The sequence below is a fragment of the Staphylococcus equorum genome (genome assembly GCF_029024965.1).
GTDB classification, from domain to species: Bacteria; Bacillota; Bacilli; order Staphylococcales; family Staphylococcaceae; genus Staphylococcus; species Staphylococcus equorum.
The window spans coordinates 735,692-751,675 of the sequence record NZ_CP118982.1 but is presented as its reverse complement, the minus strand read 5'-3'; the positions used below and the strand labels follow the sequence as shown (position 1 = coordinate 751,675).

Annotated in this window: 17 protein-coding genes; 6 read left to right on the top strand and 11 right to left on the bottom strand. The window is 32.9% G+C overall.

Going from position 1 to position 15,984, the window contains the following annotated elements; translation table 11 throughout:
- The first annotated feature begins 88 nt into the window (after positions 1-88).
- Complete coding sequence (gene fdhD, locus PYW44_RS03400) at positions 89-895, top strand: formate dehydrogenase accessory sulfurtransferase FdhD (RefSeq protein WP_031265834.1); 807 nt, start codon at positions 89-91, stop codon at positions 893-895.
- 122 nt (positions 896-1,017) lie between these two features.
- On the opposite strand, the gene PYW44_RS03395 is transcribed toward fdhD, so the two are convergent.
- From PYW44_RS03395 to PYW44_RS03380, 4 genes are all read right to left on the bottom strand, one after another.
- Entirely contained in the window at positions 1,018-1,764 is a 747-nt protein-coding gene (locus tag PYW44_RS03395; RefSeq protein ID WP_031265836.1) for a GNAT family N-acetyltransferase, read from the bottom strand.
- Between the two features lie 37 nt (positions 1,765-1,801).
- The gene (locus PYW44_RS03390; RefSeq protein ID WP_002506929.1) at positions 1,802-2,350 is read right to left on the bottom strand and encodes a biotin transporter BioY; all 549 of its coding nucleotides are present in this window, start codon (positions 2,348-2,350) and stop codon (positions 1,802-1,804) included.
- A 177-nt stretch (positions 2,351-2,527) separates the two neighbouring features.
- Positions 2,528-3,430: an ABC transporter substrate-binding protein gene (locus PYW44_RS03385; protein ID WP_002506928.1), complete on the bottom strand. Its 903-nt coding sequence runs from the start codon at positions 3,428-3,430 to the stop codon at positions 2,528-2,530.
- 162 nt (positions 3,431-3,592) lie between these two features.
- On the bottom strand, positions 3,593-4,750 hold the full coding sequence (locus PYW44_RS03380; RefSeq protein WP_031265837.1) for an acyl-CoA dehydrogenase family protein: 1,158 nt from the start codon (positions 4,748-4,750) through the stop codon (positions 3,593-3,595).
- A 144-nt stretch (positions 4,751-4,894) separates the two neighbouring features.
- Here PYW44_RS03380 and PYW44_RS03375 point away from each other — a divergent pair, with 144 nt between their 5' ends.
- From PYW44_RS03375 to PYW44_RS03360, 4 genes are read left to right on the top strand one after another with little or no spacing between them, the layout of a single operon-like run.
- Positions 4,895-5,641 (top strand): amino acid ABC transporter ATP-binding protein, encoded by a 747-nt coding sequence (locus PYW44_RS03375; protein WP_002511462.1) that lies wholly within the window; start codon positions 4,895-4,897, stop codon positions 5,639-5,641.
- The gene (locus PYW44_RS03370; RefSeq protein ID WP_021338427.1) at positions 5,641-6,495 is read left to right on the top strand and encodes an amino acid ABC transporter substrate-binding protein; all 855 of its coding nucleotides are present in this window, start codon (positions 5,641-5,643) and stop codon (positions 6,493-6,495) included. Before PYW44_RS03375 ends, PYW44_RS03370 begins: the two co-directional genes overlap by 1 nt.
- Complete coding sequence (locus tag PYW44_RS03365; RefSeq protein WP_002506924.1) at positions 6,495-7,178, top strand: amino acid ABC transporter permease; 684 nt, start codon at positions 6,495-6,497, stop codon at positions 7,176-7,178. Before PYW44_RS03370 ends, PYW44_RS03365 begins: the two co-directional genes overlap by 1 nt.
- Before the next feature lie 14 nt (positions 7,179-7,192).
- Positions 7,193-7,891, top strand: a complete 699-nt coding sequence (locus PYW44_RS03360; protein ID WP_002506923.1) for an amino acid ABC transporter permease — start codon at positions 7,193-7,195, stop codon at positions 7,889-7,891.
- 71 nt (positions 7,892-7,962) lie between these two features.
- Here the strand turns inward: PYW44_RS03360 and PYW44_RS03355 are convergent, their stop codons facing one another.
- From PYW44_RS03355 to PYW44_RS03340, 4 genes are all read right to left on the bottom strand, one after another.
- Entirely contained in the window at positions 7,963-9,042 is a 1,080-nt protein-coding gene (locus PYW44_RS03355; RefSeq protein ID WP_002511464.1) for a PTS sugar transporter subunit IIC, read from the bottom strand.
- A gap of 185 nt (positions 9,043-9,227) precedes the next feature.
- Positions 9,228-9,575: a transcriptional regulator, SarA/Rot family gene (locus tag PYW44_RS03350; RefSeq protein WP_021338429.1), complete on the bottom strand. Its 348-nt coding sequence runs from the start codon at positions 9,573-9,575 to the stop codon at positions 9,228-9,230.
- 350 nt (positions 9,576-9,925) lie between these two features.
- Complete coding sequence (locus tag PYW44_RS03345; RefSeq protein ID WP_002506919.1) at positions 9,926-10,285, bottom strand: hypothetical protein; 360 nt, start codon at positions 10,283-10,285, stop codon at positions 9,926-9,928.
- Between the two features lie 14 nt (positions 10,286-10,299).
- Positions 10,300-11,352, bottom strand: a complete 1,053-nt coding sequence (locus tag PYW44_RS03340) for an LLM class flavin-dependent oxidoreductase (RefSeq protein WP_002506918.1) — start codon at positions 11,350-11,352, stop codon at positions 10,300-10,302.
- A gap of 497 nt (positions 11,353-11,849) precedes the next feature.
- Here PYW44_RS03340 and PYW44_RS03335 point away from each other — a divergent pair, with 497 nt between their 5' ends.
- On the top strand, positions 11,850-12,599 hold the full coding sequence (locus PYW44_RS03335; protein WP_021338431.1) for a CHAP domain-containing protein: 750 nt from the start codon (positions 11,850-11,852) through the stop codon (positions 12,597-12,599).
- 186 nt (positions 12,600-12,785) lie between these two features.
- On the opposite strand, the gene PYW44_RS03330 is transcribed toward PYW44_RS03335, so the two are convergent.
- The 3 genes from PYW44_RS03330 to PYW44_RS03320 all read right to left on the bottom strand — a co-directional run bounded on the left by PYW44_RS03330 (position 12,786) and on the right by PYW44_RS03320 (position 15,897).
- Positions 12,786-13,283, bottom strand: a complete 498-nt coding sequence (locus PYW44_RS03330; protein WP_021338432.1) for a hypothetical protein — start codon at positions 13,281-13,283, stop codon at positions 12,786-12,788.
- A gap of 121 nt (positions 13,284-13,404) precedes the next feature.
- Positions 13,405-14,799, bottom strand: a complete 1,395-nt coding sequence (gene nhaC, locus PYW44_RS03325; protein ID WP_115075961.1) for a Na+/H+ antiporter NhaC — start codon at positions 14,797-14,799, stop codon at positions 13,405-13,407.
- A gap of 27 nt (positions 14,800-14,826) precedes the next feature.
- On the bottom strand, positions 14,827-15,897 hold the full coding sequence (locus PYW44_RS03320) for an NAD/NADP-dependent octopine/nopaline dehydrogenase family protein (protein ID WP_021338433.1): 1,071 nt from the start codon (positions 15,895-15,897) through the stop codon (positions 14,827-14,829).
- Positions 15,898-15,984: the final 87 nt, after the last annotated feature.

Below are 15,984 nucleotides of genomic sequence, written 5' to 3'. Positions count from 1 at the left end.
ATCCTTTGTTATATTCATAAACTGAATCTTTTTTTTACATTGAAAAATGCGCTAAAATGGAAGAGTGAATATGAAACGGGGTGTACTCATGCATGAAGATATACTGACCAATCAACCCATAGTACGGTTTGAGAACGGTAAGTTAGTAGAAACAAAAGATCATTACGTTACTGAGTTTCCATTAACAATTATGGTAAATGGCGAAGAATTTGCGACTATAATTTGCAGCCCTAACCACTTAGAAGAGCTTGTCTTAGGTTTCCTAGCATCTGAAGGAGCTATTTTAAAAAATGATGACTTAAAATCTATCCAAATAGATGATAGCAAAGGGTTTGCTCATGTTGAATTGACCAAATCTCTCGGTGAACGTTTCGAATATTCAACAAAGCGCATGATTGCGTCTTGTTGTGGTAAAAGTCGAGAGTTTTATTTTCAAAATGACGCGGCAGTCGCAAAGACTTCTATGTCTAAAATTGTGTTAAATCCAACTCAAGTACTCAATATGATGACCCGTTTGCAAAGCGCCAGTAAAATTTTCAAACAAACTGGTGGACTTCATAATGCTGCGATTAGTGATGGCGATACCTTCTTTGAGCATCGTCAAGATATTGGTCGTCATAATGCACTAGACAAATTATATGGTTATTGCATACAACGACATATACCTGTACGTAATAAAGTGTTGATATTTAGCGGTCGTATTTCATCAGAAATATTAATCAAAGCTGCGAAAATCGGTGTTGGCGTCATCTTATCGAAATCTGCTCCGACAACATTAGCAGTGACACTTGCTCAAGATTTAAACATTACTGCCATAGGATTTATTAGAGATGGTAATTTCAACATTTACAGTCATCCGGAACGCATAACACCTGTTGAAACTTCCGAATATTAATTTATAATCTAGACCTTTACAGAAATAAGATTTTAAATATAAAAAGGACGCATCCATTTGATACGGATGCGTCCTTTTTTTGAGCATGAGTATTTATGTCTCAGTCTCAATAATTATATTATTTAAATGTGTTTAGCATTTTCTTTTAAAATTTGATAACAGTAACTTATATATATGTAACCTTGTCGGATATACATTTCCTTAGCACTGTCTTCACCGTCAGCTATTAATATAATCGGTTTCGTATCAGCTACTTCCGCCACAAAAGTTTGCATCGTACTGCCAATGCCTTGTTTCTGATAACTTTCATCTACACCAAAACCATCAATTTCCACAGTACATTGTGAAATGATTAAATCCAAAATCCCTACTGGCACATCTGCTTTATATGCGATTACACGAGATTTACTATCTTTATTGAATTGATTGCGTATTACTTCAATACTTTCGTCTGCATACGCTTTGCCAAACGGTTCAGCAAATTGACGATAAATTGTAATATAATCTTCTAATGTTTGTTCAGTAACAAACATGACTTTAATTTGATCATTTTTATGTTTTTTTATATTCTGGGACTCAATTGCATAGAGTTCCATTAGTCCTAGTTCAAAATCATATGTTTGAATTTTATCTAACCATTGTTGATCTAAAAGTGTATTCTCAGGAAATGTAAATGCTAAATGATGAGATGCTTGCTTTTTATGCATATCTAATTGATTTTTCATATCTTGTTCCCAAGATATGATAGACGGCATTTGTTTATAATCCCATTTATTCACATCGTAGACTAAGGGTTCGTCAGGTGTCAGATAAATTGTCTTTAGTGTATCATCCACAAAAACATCACCTTGTTGAAATATATCTTTCATCGAAATCACCACGATTCAATCACCTGCCCTTATATATTTATTTTATTAATTGTTTAAAACGACTATGATTAAGCATAATATTACCTATCAAACTTGCAATAATTGCTTTAACTAAATCCGCAGGCATGAAGACAAGTGATAAAGTCACTGATTTTGAAATAGGTAAATTAGTCATAAGCCCCATAACAATTGTACCTACAATATCTAATAAAATAACACCAAAGATAATTGTTGTAACTAATAATACAGTAAAGTTTATTTTTTTGAAATACAAATCTCTTACTAAACCAATTAGATATGCAATGACTGGATACATGATTAAAAAGCCAGTAGAGGGTCCTGCGAATACACCTATACCACCACGTCCACCAGATAATAATGGCAAGCCAGTTGCTACAAGTAATAATAATACAATTACACTAAGCGCCCCGTACTTACGTCCAAGTAAAATTCCCGCTAAGAAAATACCAATATTTTGTAATACGATAGGTACTGGCATAATCGGCAATGGAATAGCTGGTACAAATCCTAATACACCAATAATTGCTGTCATTAAAGCAGTGTATACTAAATATTTTGTCGTCATAGTCAATCCTCCTAATGAAAAAAATTATACCATAAATGTTAACTATTAAAAATAAAAAGTTTACAATACTTTACATATAATAAAAAAACACAACTCAACGGTGTTAAGTCGTTGAATTGCGCTTTTTAAAGCTGATCATAGTATTAATCGTAATACTTATAAATTTAACTCGGTATATTAGTTATTTAAAAATTTCTCTTTTAAATCTTTTCTCATAAATTCTAAAGTATATGGGTCATTATACCAATAAGTTTCAGCTTGCACTTCAAGCACATTGTCATTTTGAACTGCTGGTAAGTTATTCCATAGATTAGTTTTGGCATAAGCTGGTGTTGATTTCCCTTTACTTGTCGAAACAATATAATCGCCAGCATAGTCTGCTATTTTTTCTTGTTTCACTTCAGCCCAACCTTCTTTTTCAACTAAATCATTTAATTTATCAGGCATTTTAAGGCCAAATGCTTGGTACAATACTTCTCCGCCACGACCCCAGTTTGGTCCATAACTATATAATTTCTTCTCGAATTCATCAAAAATTGAAACTGTTGCGTCTTCACCAATTTTATCTTTAATTTCTTTACCATCTTTTTTAGTTTGTGCTTTCCATTTGTCTTCCCATTCTTTTACTTCATCTTCTTTACCAAGTAACTTACCTAATTCCCTTTGTTGATCTAAATATTTATGTTTGCCGTAATCAAATACGACTGTTGGCGCAATCTTTTTATATTTTTTTATATTTTTGTCAGTAGAATATACAACGATTAGATCTGGTTTCGTTTTTGCTACTTTCTCAACATCATTCTCGCCAACTTTTTCAACATCTTTAAATTTATCTTTAAGGAGGCTACTACTATCGACTTGTTCATTTACCGCAACAATATTTCCACCAAGATATTTAATTCCACCAGCATATGTAGGAGCAACTACTGCTATACGTTTTGGATCTTTTGGTATATCTATCTTTTTCCCACTATCTAATTTATAAGACTTTGTTTCAGCTTTTGAGTCACTGTCCGAATTATTACCACATGCTGCTAAAATAAGCACTAAAGCAATTAACGGAAACAATAATTTTTTCATAAATTTTCCTCCATTGAAAATGATTATCACTACCAATCGATTATATAATGACTAAAGTAAATTTACAATAGTAATCATAAGTATCTTTAAATTTTTTTGGATAACAAAAAATACATGTAGACAATTTGTCTATATGTATTTTAACTGTTTGTTTATATATTTTTAAAAATGATCTAATACACTATGTGCAATATTCGTATACGCCATATCTTCCATCGGTGGATTGTGTAAACCTGCGCGCATATCTCTATAATAGCGTTGTAATGGTCTTTCCATTTGAAGACTTTTAGCACCAACAATTCGCATAGCTGTATCTATAACTTCTAACCCTTGGTTCATTACCAACACTTTACTTGCTGATGTTTCATTCCAAACCTTACTACCTGAAACCTCACGATTATATATCGCAGCAGTACTCCACAAGAAATGGCGTGCAGATAATAATTGAGCTTCCATCTTCCCAATATTTTGTTGCACAGTTGGTATATCACCAATTGTACCTTCAATACTATTTGGACTGTAATTTTTAGCAAAATCTACAGCATAGTCTCTTGCTGCTTGTGCAATACCAAGATACACACTTGGTATATGTAAAATCCAGCCATTCGGTTTCTTACCACCGGCGCCTCTTATTTCAACAAAGTTTTCTTGCGGGATGTGCACATCATTTAATAATAAATCATGACTTTCAGTTGCACGCATACCTATCATATTCCAATTATCTGCAATTTCTACACCAGGTGTATCTTTTTGTATTAAGAAAAAACCTACTTGATCGATGTCTTCATAATAAGCACTCACAACAAAATGTGTCAGCCCTTTACTCATTGAAGTAAACGTTTTTACTCCATTAACAACAAATCCATCATTTACTTTAACAGCGTTTGTCGCAGGTCTTCCGCCACGTGTTGGGCTACCAGTCTCAGCTTCACTAACTGCTCTATTTACTAACGCTCCATTTTTCACTGCTTCAGCAAAGCGATCTAACATAGTTGGTTCCCACATTTGTTGTTCATATAATTGGCCTACTACACTTAAATGCCATCCTATAGAAAGTGCAGTCGCACCATCAATAGATCCTAAATAGCTTTGTAATATAACCATATCTTCAACAGTTGCCCCTTCACCACCGTATGCTTTAGGTAAAGTAAGCAGTGTATATCCTTCTTTCACTAGCCATTCAATATTTTCATAAGGAAAGCGCGAATGGATATCATTATATTCCGCTTTCTCTTTAAATTGCGTTTTAACTGTATCTAGTTTTGCAATCCATTTTTCTTGAATATCCGTATGTATTAATGCGGAATAATTCACTTTCATCACCTCATCATTAACTTTATTACTATTTAAACTTAGTTTAACACTCGCCATTATTGAAAGAAAGCTTTTCAGCACCAAATCCCTACTTTACCGATAAGAATTAATATGATATTTTGTATTTATTGACATACTGGGGGAAATTGAATGATTACAGTTAAAAATATCATACATAAATACAACGAGAACACGATACTTAACGACGTTGGCTTTGCACAAGAACAGGGCACGGTTACTGCAATTATAGGGCCAAGTGGCTCCGGGAAAACAACTTTACTTAGAACGTTAAACGCACTCGCGCTTCCTAAATCTGGCACCATTGAAATCGGGGATGAAACATTTGATGCTGCACACCACACAAATAAAGATATTGCTAAATTACGTCAAAAATCAGCTATGGTGTTTCAAAATTACAATTTATTTAAAAACAAAACAATACTTGAAAATATCACTTTAGGTTTAATACATGGTCAAAATTACACTTCCAAACAAGCTAATGATATTGCTACATCTTATTTAGAGCGCGTGAATTTATTAAATCAAAAAGATAAATACCCTATTCAGCTATCTGGAGGTCAAAGCCAACGTGTAGGTATTGTTCGTGCACTTGCGCTCAATCCAAAAGTTCTTTTATTAGATGAACCTACTTCTGCTTTAGACCCTGAATCAATTCAAAGCGTCTTATCTCTGATTAGATCGATTGCTCAAGAAGGTATGACGATGGTACTCGTTACACATGAAATACAATTTGCAAAAGCAATTGCTGATCAAGTTATATTTATTGATGATGGGCAAATTATCCATCGTGGAACGCCACAAGAAGTATTGGAAGATTCAAAATCTGAGAGAATCCATCGCTTTTTAAACAGAGTTGAAACGGAGCGTGACATTTAATGACATTAAAAAGAAGTTTCACATTTTTATTAATGTTAATGATAGTTTCCGTACTAACAGCATGTGGTAATAATGATGCTTCAAATAGTAATTCTCAGAAAAAAGAAGTTAAAGTAGCACTTTCTGCTGAAGTTAATCCACCTTATTTATATACAAATAAAGATAATGAGTTTGTCGGCTTAGATATGGATTATATGAAATTAATAGAAAAGAAATTACCTCAATATGATTTTAAATATGAGGTCGGTGAAGAGGAATCGAATTTAGTTGGGATTGGTTCAGGCAAGTTTGATATGGGGATAAATTGGTTTTTCAAAACACCAGAACGTGAAAAACAGTTTCTCTATCAAGATGTGCCTTACAGTTATGCGCTACCTTTATTAGTAGTAAACAATGGCAACAATGACATACATAGTTTACAAGATTTACCGGGTAAAAAAATCACTCCTATGGCGCCAAGTGGTGGTTTATATTCTATACTCACGCAGTTTAATAAAGACCATAGTCCCAAAATTGACATCAATACAATACAAGAACCTTCAAATGGAGACAATTTAAAAATGGTCAGCCAAGGACGTCGTGATGCCATGTTTTTAAACTGGAACACATATAAAGCAATCCAAGAACAGATAAATGCCGACGTTAAAATAGGTGGTATTGTGAAGAAAGAACCATTGCATATCGTTTATAATAAAAAACACCAAAAACTTCACGATGACGTGGATCGCGCAACCCAAGAACTTAAAGATGAAGGCAAATTACAATCACTTTCAAAAAAATATTTTGATATAAATGTCTTTGATGATTTAAGTGAAATTAATGAGCAGAAAGATAAATTGGAGGTGACAAACTAATGGGATCAGTCAATTGGTTAGATTTGTTTGGACAAGTGTTACAACAATTACCTTTAACTTTATTGATGATAATTGTTTCTCTCTTTTTCGCAATCATACTTGGTTTTATTTTAGCAATGATTCGTATCAAAAAGACAAAAATACTCGCTCCTATTGTAAGAGTTTATCTTTCATTTATACGGAGTACACCATTATTATTACAACTCTTTTTAGTATATTTTGCATTACCTCAATTATTGTTACTTATTCATATAGATATTAACCATTTCAGTAGATTGTTTTTTGTTATCTTAGCATTCACTTTACATACAGGTGCATACCTTTCTGAAATTATCAGAGCAGGTTATCAATCCGTGGAATATAGTCAAATTGAAGCTGGATTAACAATTGGTTTATCTTATCCTAGAATTTTAAAAGATATTATTATACCTCAAGCTTTACGAAATAGCATACCAAATTTAACAACTCAAATCATAGAACTTGTCAAAGATACTTCATTAGCTTTCACCATTGGTATCATCGATATGATGGGACAAGTCAAACTAATCATTGGAAACAATTACGGACTCGGTATGCTAGAGGTTTATATCGTAATTTCAATCATATACTGGATTATTGCTCTAATTATTCAAGGTACCTTTACTTTAATTGATAAACGAACACAAAAACCATATAGTGTTTAAGGAGGAAAATCATTTTGTCATTCATTCTATATACTATAAGTGAAGTGCTTAAAGGCGTGCCAAATACAATTATTATTTCCATTGTAGCTATGTTCGTAGGTCTTATTATCGGGACGTTATTTGCGATTATTCGTATCAAACATGTACCTGTCTTATCTCAACTTATAATCGTGTATAATTCGTTTTTTAGAAGTACACCATTAATCGTTCAATTGTTCATACTATATTATGGAATACCTTCATTTATACTTTTTTTAAATGATCAGTTCACTTTGACAATCAATCCTGACATATTCTCACCTTTAGCGATTGCCTTTATCGTCTTTTCTTTTCATGCCGTAGCGTATCTTTCTGAATCAATTAAAGGCGGTCTTCAATCCGTAGATCAAAATCAAATTGAAGCTGCGCAAACTGTCGGACTATCAAAATTCAGCATTTATAAAGAAATTGTATTACCACAAGCTTTTGCTTATGCATTGCCTAACATAGAAAATCAATTCATTATGCTAATCAAAGGTACTTCCCTAGCATTCGCTGTTCAAGTAACTGAAATTATGGCAGTCAGTCGTGTTATTGCAAATGAAGGTTATCGTTTTATTCCTGTTTATACAGTAGCAGCTATATTTTACTGGTTGTTAGCAATAATATTAGAGTTCGTCTTTGCGAAAATGGAACGTAATACGACGCGTTACTTAAGAGCAAATGCTTCTTAGATAACGATATCAAACAAAAAACTGTTTCTGAAATGTTATTTCAGAAACAGTTTTTTTGTAATTTATTATATTTAAGCTAAACTTTCCATGCATTCCGCTTTAAGTTTATAATATTGTTTTACTTTTTTCGGCATTGTGCCATGTTGTAATTCATCTTTAGTAACTATAGGATAGTTTTTAAAAACAACTGAGCCTATATAACCACAAAGTGCACTTCCTGATGCACACATTAGTGCCACAATTATTACAGTTAATGCATTATTAAATCCAAACATAACCATAAGCCCAGCAATTGGTGTAGCTGTACCTGTCGCATCATTTACTAAACCAAACATAGAGATAATTACACCTGAGAGCGCACCACCTACAAAGTTTGTTAAATATACTGGTACTGGATTTGCTGTCACAATGTCAGCTTGAGATAAAGGCTCTATTGCAACTGAAATCGTTGTTTTACGATCTCCAAACTTCATACGCTTAAATAATACAAAATTCATAAATGATGAACCAAATACTGCTAAAGCACCGATAGCCATTGGTGTACCAGTTAATCCTAATAATGCTGTTAATGCCATTGAGCTTAACGGTGCAGTAGCAACAACAGTAATAATACCACCAAGTACAATGCCCATTAAAATAGGACTTGAAGTCGTAGATTCTTTAATGATATTTCCAATTTGTAATAACGTCGCATCTACTAATGGTGTTGTACCAATAGCAATTAAACGTGTAATAGGCGCGATGACAATAATCGCTGCAATTAAATCAAGCCCATCTGGTAACTTTTGTTCCATCCATTTCATACCGAAACTCGCAATATAAGCTGCAACAAAGCCAGGTAAAAGATCCATGCTTCCACATGAAACAGCAATTACAAATGCATAAACTGGAGATACACCCATAGCTAATGCTACGAGTCCTGCAGCTGCAACACCGCCAAGTCCTCCAGCTGCATCACCTAAATCTCCTAAGAATGGAATACCAAACAAGTCTCCACCTACATATTTATGAAAAGCTTCTACTAGAAATGAAGCAATAGCTGCGTTAGCAAGGGCCCCCATGGCCTTGCCTCCATTTGGTGCTTTACTCGTGAACAATGTAAACAAAGCTAAAACAATCCCTAAAAATATGATCCCGATTAATAAATTCATAAAAACACCTTTCCAAACCGTTTTGTATGCGCTTTCATTAGACAAATATTAGTATAGCACATTTAATTTGGTTCTCAAATCATATTTTCGTACAATATATAACTATAATTATAAAATTACATTATTCAGAATATTCAAACGTTTTAGACTTACGCACAACCTTATTATCATCAAGCTTTCACACATTAAAACTGTTCTTGTAAGTTCTCAATAAGTTCATTAATTTTATCACGTTGTGCTTGATTTATATATACTACTACAGTTCTTTCATCTATATTGCTTCTTTTTTTATTTAAAAAATCCATTTTTATAAGCTTTTGTAAAGCCTTTGTTAAATAGTATGGTTTCAATTCTGAGTATTGAGCAATTTCTTTTGCAGTGACGTCATTCTCTTTACTATTATACAGATAATTTAATATCAGTACCTCTTCGTAATTTAGTTTATAGTTCTTTTTCGTTGTTTTAAAAAATTTCCTACCTTGTTGATAAGTTGCAATAAGTTCATTTAGTGACTTGAAATTTTGTTCATTCACAAAACCACTCCTTTTGTTATATCTTGATGTTAGTAATTTAATTTTATCCTATTTAACGCCTTTAATTCAATATGCTTAACTATGAAAAATATGAACAATTCCTACCCTTTTTTTAATCTTTTATTTTTATTTTTAAATTTTAGTGGTTCATTCACCCTTTTTATTACTAAAAAAAGACATAGGTGTAAAAATTTCAATTATCAAATATCTCTATTTAAAATAATGCATTTTGATATTTTAAATGAGCTATATCAATTCATACAAAAATGCACAGCAAGTGTTAGACTATTATCCAACATTTGCTGTGCATTTAAACGATTGCTATTTTAAATGATTGAGTTCTATCATTATTATTTTTTCTTAAGATCAACTGTATCTATGAAGCTTAATGCTGCTAAACTTGTTAAATCTAATGCATGTTTAGCACCTGCTTTACCATGTCCTGCTTCAAAGTGTTTAAATGCTGCTACACCTAAAACTGAAATTGTTATAAGTGATGCAATACGTGATAATCTTTTACTTGCAAAGCTTAAAACGAAAAATACAGCACTTAATGCTTCAAGTGCTCCTGCCAATGGCATTGCATTCGATGGCAAATTAAACACTTCAACAAAAGATTCTTTCATTGATTGATCACCTTTAAGTTTAGGTTTTGATGCATCATATAATTCCTTAGCTAATTTTAAATTTGTTAAATAACGTAATATCATTATAAACGCTCCTTTTATTTGTTTTCAAAATATTTATCTACAATAGGTTTTACTCGCTCTGCTAACAATTTAATTGTATTGATTGTTTTATCATGTGGCATAGAACCTACAGGTGTATGCAGCATAAAACGAGTAAGGCCTAGTGCTTCAATTGTTTCAATTATCTTTTGTGCAACGGTTTCCGGACTTCCAACATACAAAGCGCCATGTGGACCTGCTTCACGATCGAAGCTGTTTTCATCATATGGTGGCCAACCCCGTTCTTTGGCTAATATATCATGACTCGCTTTTACCGATGGGAAAAACTCACGTTTTGCCAACTCATCTGTTTCAGCAATGTAACCCCACGAATGCGTTGCTATAGGCAATTCATTTATATTATGTCCGTAAGATCTAGCAATAGATTTGTACATATCAATGTTTCTTCTAAATCTTTTTGGATCACCGCCAATTATAGCATAAGTTATAGGTAATCCTAATGCTCCTGCTTTCAATGAAGATTCTGGCGTTCCTCCAGTTGCAATCGTAATTGGTAAAGGCCCATGCTCCGCCTTAGGATAAACACTTAAATTTTCAATAGAAGGTCTTAACTCCCCTTCCCAATTTACAATTTTCTCTTTATTAATGGTCATTAATAAATCTATTTTTTCATTAAAGAGTTGTTCATAGTCTTTTAAATCATAGCCAAATAATGGAAATGATTCAATAAATGAACCTCTTCCTACCATTATTTCTGCACGTCCATTAGAAACTGCATTTAATGTAGAGAAACGTTCATAAACTCGAACAGGATCATCAGAAGATAATACTGTTACTGCACTACTTAACTTTATATGCGTTGTATTACGAGCTGCTGCTGCTAACACTGTAACGGGATCAGATACTGCATAATCTGCTCGATGATGTTCTCCCAAACCATATACATCTAAACCATATTGGTCAGCTGTTTCTATTTCTTCTATTATATTTCTAATTCTTTGTCCATTACTTATAGCTGCTTGTCGTCCATTTTCCATATGAATATCAATATTATCTGCAAATGATGTCAAACCAAGTTCTATTTTCAAATAATCACCTCACAAACTAAGTATAATTTTTATACTTCTATATTAAATACTTCATTAGAACATGTCAATTTCAATGCTCTAATTCTTTTCTTTCCTATTAGAACAGCATTTAATTTACATTAACCTTAATTCAATACTTTTCATATAGTCTTTATTTAAAGTGTTTTTTCAAATATTTAAATAACTAAATTCTCTCATATTTTATTGTTTGTAATTTTCTGTTATTTTACAGCTTTGTAATAAACTGAAGTGCAATTATACACTGTAAATTTTGTAAAGGTTATATTAACGGCATTTTAAGCCTAAAATGCCTCTCTTCCTTTTGTTACATTACGCACTTCATTATTAGAACTAAATTACAAAACGATAACAAACCCCACAAACAGAGTTTTTTCTGATAAAGTAATTCTTGTCGTTAAAACAGCGAAAAAAATTATAAAAAATGTCTTTATGAGACTGGGATAAATGATTTACAATTATTAGGAGGAAATTTAACAATGAAAAAAATCGCTACAGCTACTATCGCTACTGCAGGAATCGCTACTTTTGCTTTTGCACAAAATGATGCAGACGCTTCAGAAAATAACAATGGTGGGTATAACCCAAATGATCCAACATCATACAGCTATTCATATACAATAGATCAACAAGGTAACTATAATTACACTTGGCAAGGTAACTGGAACCCAAGCAATGCTGACCAAGGTCACAACAACAATGCTCAAAGCAATAACAGTGGTTATAGCTACAATCAAAATGGTTCTACAGCTACTAACAGTAACTCAAACCAATCATATACAACAAATAACCAAGGTACTGGTGGAAGCGGAGCTGTTTCAACTTCTACTTCAAATAGTAATGTTCAAGTAACAACTACTAGCGCACCATCAAGTTCATCAAACTCAATGGCTAACACTTCAGGTTCATCAAGCAACCTTTATACTTCAGGTCAATGTACATATTATGTATTTGATAAAGTTGGCGGTAAAATTGGTTCTACTTGGGGTAACGCAAACAACTGGGCAAGCGCTGCAGCTGCATCAGGTTACACTGTAAACAACTCACCTTCTCAAGGTTCAATCTTACAATCATCAACTGGCGCAATGGGTCACGTTGCTTATGTTGAAAATGTAAACAGCGACGGTTCAGTTAACGTTTCTGAAATGAACTACGGCCAAGGTGCTGGCGTTGTTACTTCACGTACAATCTCAGCTAGCCAAGCTTCATCTTACAACTATATTCACTAATAAATGTTTTAAATAAAAAAGACAATCCATGAGGATTGTCTTTTTTTGCTATTTTTTCTTAAAGTTCTTCACTTTAGTGATTATTCAGCTATAGTATTAAATGGAAAAAGGGGCCAAGATAGAATTCAAAATTTGATTTCTATCTTGGCCCCTTTTATGTTTCAGTCTTCTAAAGTCTTATACTTATTAAAACCAATACGCTATCGCTATCCAATATATAAAGGCCATCAAATAAAGTAATGGAAAACTTTCTGAAGCTTTACCTTTAATCCGTGTATATAACACACATACACCTATTATGAGTAAAATAACTGAAAAAATAAGTCTTACAATAAACATTGTTTGCAATGAAATTATTGACGTCGCTGCCAACGGTAAAATCGCTACTACGATTGTTAATATAACAATAATAATCGTGTAGTAAATTGTATCGCTACTCTTATTTCGATGAGAATTAATCCAAAATATAATGAGTCCAAATATCGTAGTTAGTAAAATTTCATGTATTATCGTTGAACTATTTAACAATTCGGTCCTATAAAGTAATATCGCTACAATATACAATACAAAACCGATTGAAAAATAGATTATAGAAGGAGTCTTTACTTTTTTATCTACATTGAAATATTGATGAATTCCTGATGCCAATAGTAATATCGCTACAATTATCACTAGATATAACATAGAATCACCTCATCCATAGTTATATATAACCGAATTATATATTTTTAAACTTATAATTCATTATTTATATTAAGAATTATAAGTTTTTCTCTTTCAACGATATAGATTTAAATCATTTAGTTTATTGACTCTTTGCTTTTTTAATGCCAATACCTGAAAATCCATAAAAAATTGCAAATATGATACATAGATAACATGGTACTGCCCAAATAAAGAATTGATCCACTGATACACCTAACTGTTGTGTATAATAAATGCCTGATGTTCCCCATGGAATAAGTGGAATAATCATTGTACCTGAATCTTCTAGTGTTCTTGATAAATTAGAACGATCTAAATTCATATCATTATACATTTCCATCATTAACACACCGACCATGATAATGACTACAGATGCCACACCAGCAGCGAGTACCATTATTAAGCTACCTATTACGGTCGCTAGTATTAATTGTCCAACTGAATTAATGTTTTTGGAAATTGTTTTCAAAATAACATCTAAACAACCTGCTTTTTCAACAATACCTGCGAAGGCATAGCCACAAAAAATAGTAACAATGATTTCTGTCATACTCATCATGCCGCCCTGCTCAACCAAATTAATGGCTCTATCTGATAAATCTCCACTACTTGCCGCCACCATGCCTTTATTAAAACCATCGAAAGTGGACTTAAATCCATCTACAATATTAAATCCATGATTAAATGCGCCAACAATGATTGCACTCAAACTTGAAATAAGCATTGCAGGTACAGTCGATATTTTTAATAACAAACACGTAATAATAATCAATAAAGGAATCCATACAAAAATATTTATATTATAAATTTTAGATAATTCGCTAAGCATTTCATTCACTTGTGACGTATTAGTATTTCCACCAAATTGCATACCTGCAAAATACCAAACGATTAAGCCGATGATTGATGCTGGTACAGTCGTCCATATCATGGCTCTTATATGCGCAAAGATATTCACTTTTGTTACTAAAGCTGCTAAATTTGTCGTATCTGAAAGTGGTGACATTTTATCACCAAACACCGCCCCTGCAATTATGGCACCTGCTGCCATACCTGGCGTAATATGTAATTGTGTCGCTATAGCCATTAGCGCTATGCCGGCTGTAGACGCAGAGCCCCATGCTGTCCCTGTGGCAACTGAAGTAATTGCACATATAATAAATGCAGATACTAAAAATAAATTAGGATCTAAAAATTCTAACCCATAATAGATCAAAGCTGGGACAGTCCCTGAGTACATCCATGTACCTACGATAATTCCAACCGCTAAAATGATAAAGATAGCTGGCATTGCTGTAGCTAAGCGATGTGTGATACCTTCTTCCAAATCTTGCCATTTCAACCCAACACGTCTTGCTATAAATGCAGCATATGCTGATGCTAAAATTAATAAAGCTTGTATTGGAATTTCAAAAACAACAAATCCTGTAATTACTATTATAATCATTACTATAATAGTAGAAATTGATTCTAAAAATGTTGGTTGTCTTGTCATACACAGTCCCCCTATTGTTAGTTTAAATTAATTAAGCCCCAATTTTTCTTTGCCTAATTCATTAATAGTGAGTCCTTCTTCAAAAAAGTCACGCTCTAAAATAGTAGATGCTAACACGATAATGGCATCAATGTTTGGCGTTTCAACCTCAATTTCACGACCAAGACTAGACCATAATACGAGTCCGTATGCAATATCTTCTGTTAAATAACGATTTTTCACATGGTTTGGTCCTTTGATTTGTGAAAACACTGGACTCGTGTTAAACAATCTATTTAAAGGTTCATCTTCATCTTTTCTTTCTAAATAACCACGTTCAATACGTGCTTCTTTAGCTGGAGACAATTCAAAGCCTAACTTACGTCCTAAAGTTAATCGTTCTAATTCTACTGCGTGTAATAAACGAACAGTATGTTTCGTTATACCTTCTTCATATAATGCAAAGTCATCTGCATAATCGATGCGTCCTACATTGAGTAATGTTGGACCTGGATGCACTTCTGGATTCCCATTCTCAAGATTTGTTTTCCAAAGACTTTCCTCTTTTACAACATATGGATATAGCGTTTCAATTTTGTCAAAGCTATCACTTAAATGTTCTTTATTATATGTTGAGAAATGAACCTTTCTTACATTTAATGATAAGTCCACGTGAGCTTCATCAAAATTCACTCTCGTCCCATAAGTTAATGTGTTCACTTCAGCAAATATCGGCATAACTTCTATACGCATATCTTCTAAGACGTTCATAAATCGAATTGAAGCCATTGCCGCTGCGATATTAAAGAAAATTAATTGCTTATCATTAATAAATGGTGCCATCGTATGTGCATAATGCTCAATAAATGTAGATGGTATAATAACTTGAATTATTTCTGCATCACTAACAACATATTCCATGTCATCACTGATATCAGTAAATTCAATGAACGTTTCTTCTCCTTCATTATTAAACGTAAACCCGCCTTGCGCTATCGCCTTGTCAAACTTATCAATAGATTGATTTCGACAATATAACTTCACCTCATGTCCTTTATGTTTCATATCTAATGCTGCTGTAACAGCACCATTTCCTGATCCTACGATTGCTATCTTCATAAATACCCTTCTTTCTCTAATGATTTGTATATATGAGTGTTTTAAACATTACTATAATGTATATCCAATTTAGATTTCTGATAAACA

Coding starts and splice junctions, on each gene's coding strand:
- PYW44_RS03335 (WP_021338431.1), top strand. CDS start 11,850: ATGAAAAAAATCGCTACAGCTACTATCGCTACTGCAGGAATCGCTACT.
- PYW44_RS03330 (WP_021338432.1), bottom strand. CDS start 13,283: ATGTTATATCTAGTGATAATTGTAGCGATATTACTATTGGCATCAGGA.
- PYW44_RS03370 (WP_021338427.1), top strand. CDS start 5,641: ATGACATTAAAAAGAAGTTTCACATTTTTATTAATGTTAATGATAGTT.
- PYW44_RS03320 (WP_021338433.1), bottom strand. CDS start 15,897: ATGAAGATAGCAATCGTAGGATCAGGAAATGGTGCTGTTACAGCAGCA.
- PYW44_RS03385 (WP_002506928.1), bottom strand. CDS start 3,430: ATGAAAAAATTATTGTTTCCGTTAATTGCTTTAGTGCTTATTTTAGCA.
- PYW44_RS03395 (WP_031265836.1), bottom strand. CDS start 1,764: ATGAAAGATATATTTCAACAAGGTGATGTTTTTGTGGATGATACACTA.
- PYW44_RS03355 (WP_002511464.1), bottom strand. CDS start 9,042: ATGAATTTATTAATCGGGATCATATTTTTAGGGATTGTTTTAGCTTTG.
- PYW44_RS03380 (WP_031265837.1), bottom strand. CDS start 4,750: ATGAAAGTGAATTATTCCGCATTAATACATACGGATATTCAAGAAAAA.
- PYW44_RS03365 (WP_002506924.1), top strand. CDS start 6,495: ATGGGATCAGTCAATTGGTTAGATTTGTTTGGACAAGTGTTACAACAA.
- PYW44_RS03375 (WP_002511462.1), top strand. CDS start 4,895: ATGATTACAGTTAAAAATATCATACATAAATACAACGAGAACACGATA.
- fdhD (WP_031265834.1), top strand. CDS start 89: ATGCATGAAGATATACTGACCAATCAACCCATAGTACGGTTTGAGAAC.
- nhaC (WP_115075961.1), bottom strand. CDS start 14,799: ATGACAAGACAACCAACATTTTTAGAATCAATTTCTACTATTATAGTA.
- PYW44_RS03390 (WP_002506929.1), bottom strand. CDS start 2,350: ATGACGACAAAATATTTAGTATACACTGCTTTAATGACAGCAATTATT.
- PYW44_RS03345 (WP_002506919.1), bottom strand. CDS start 10,285: ATGATATTACGTTATTTAACAAATTTAAAATTAGCTAAGGAATTATAT.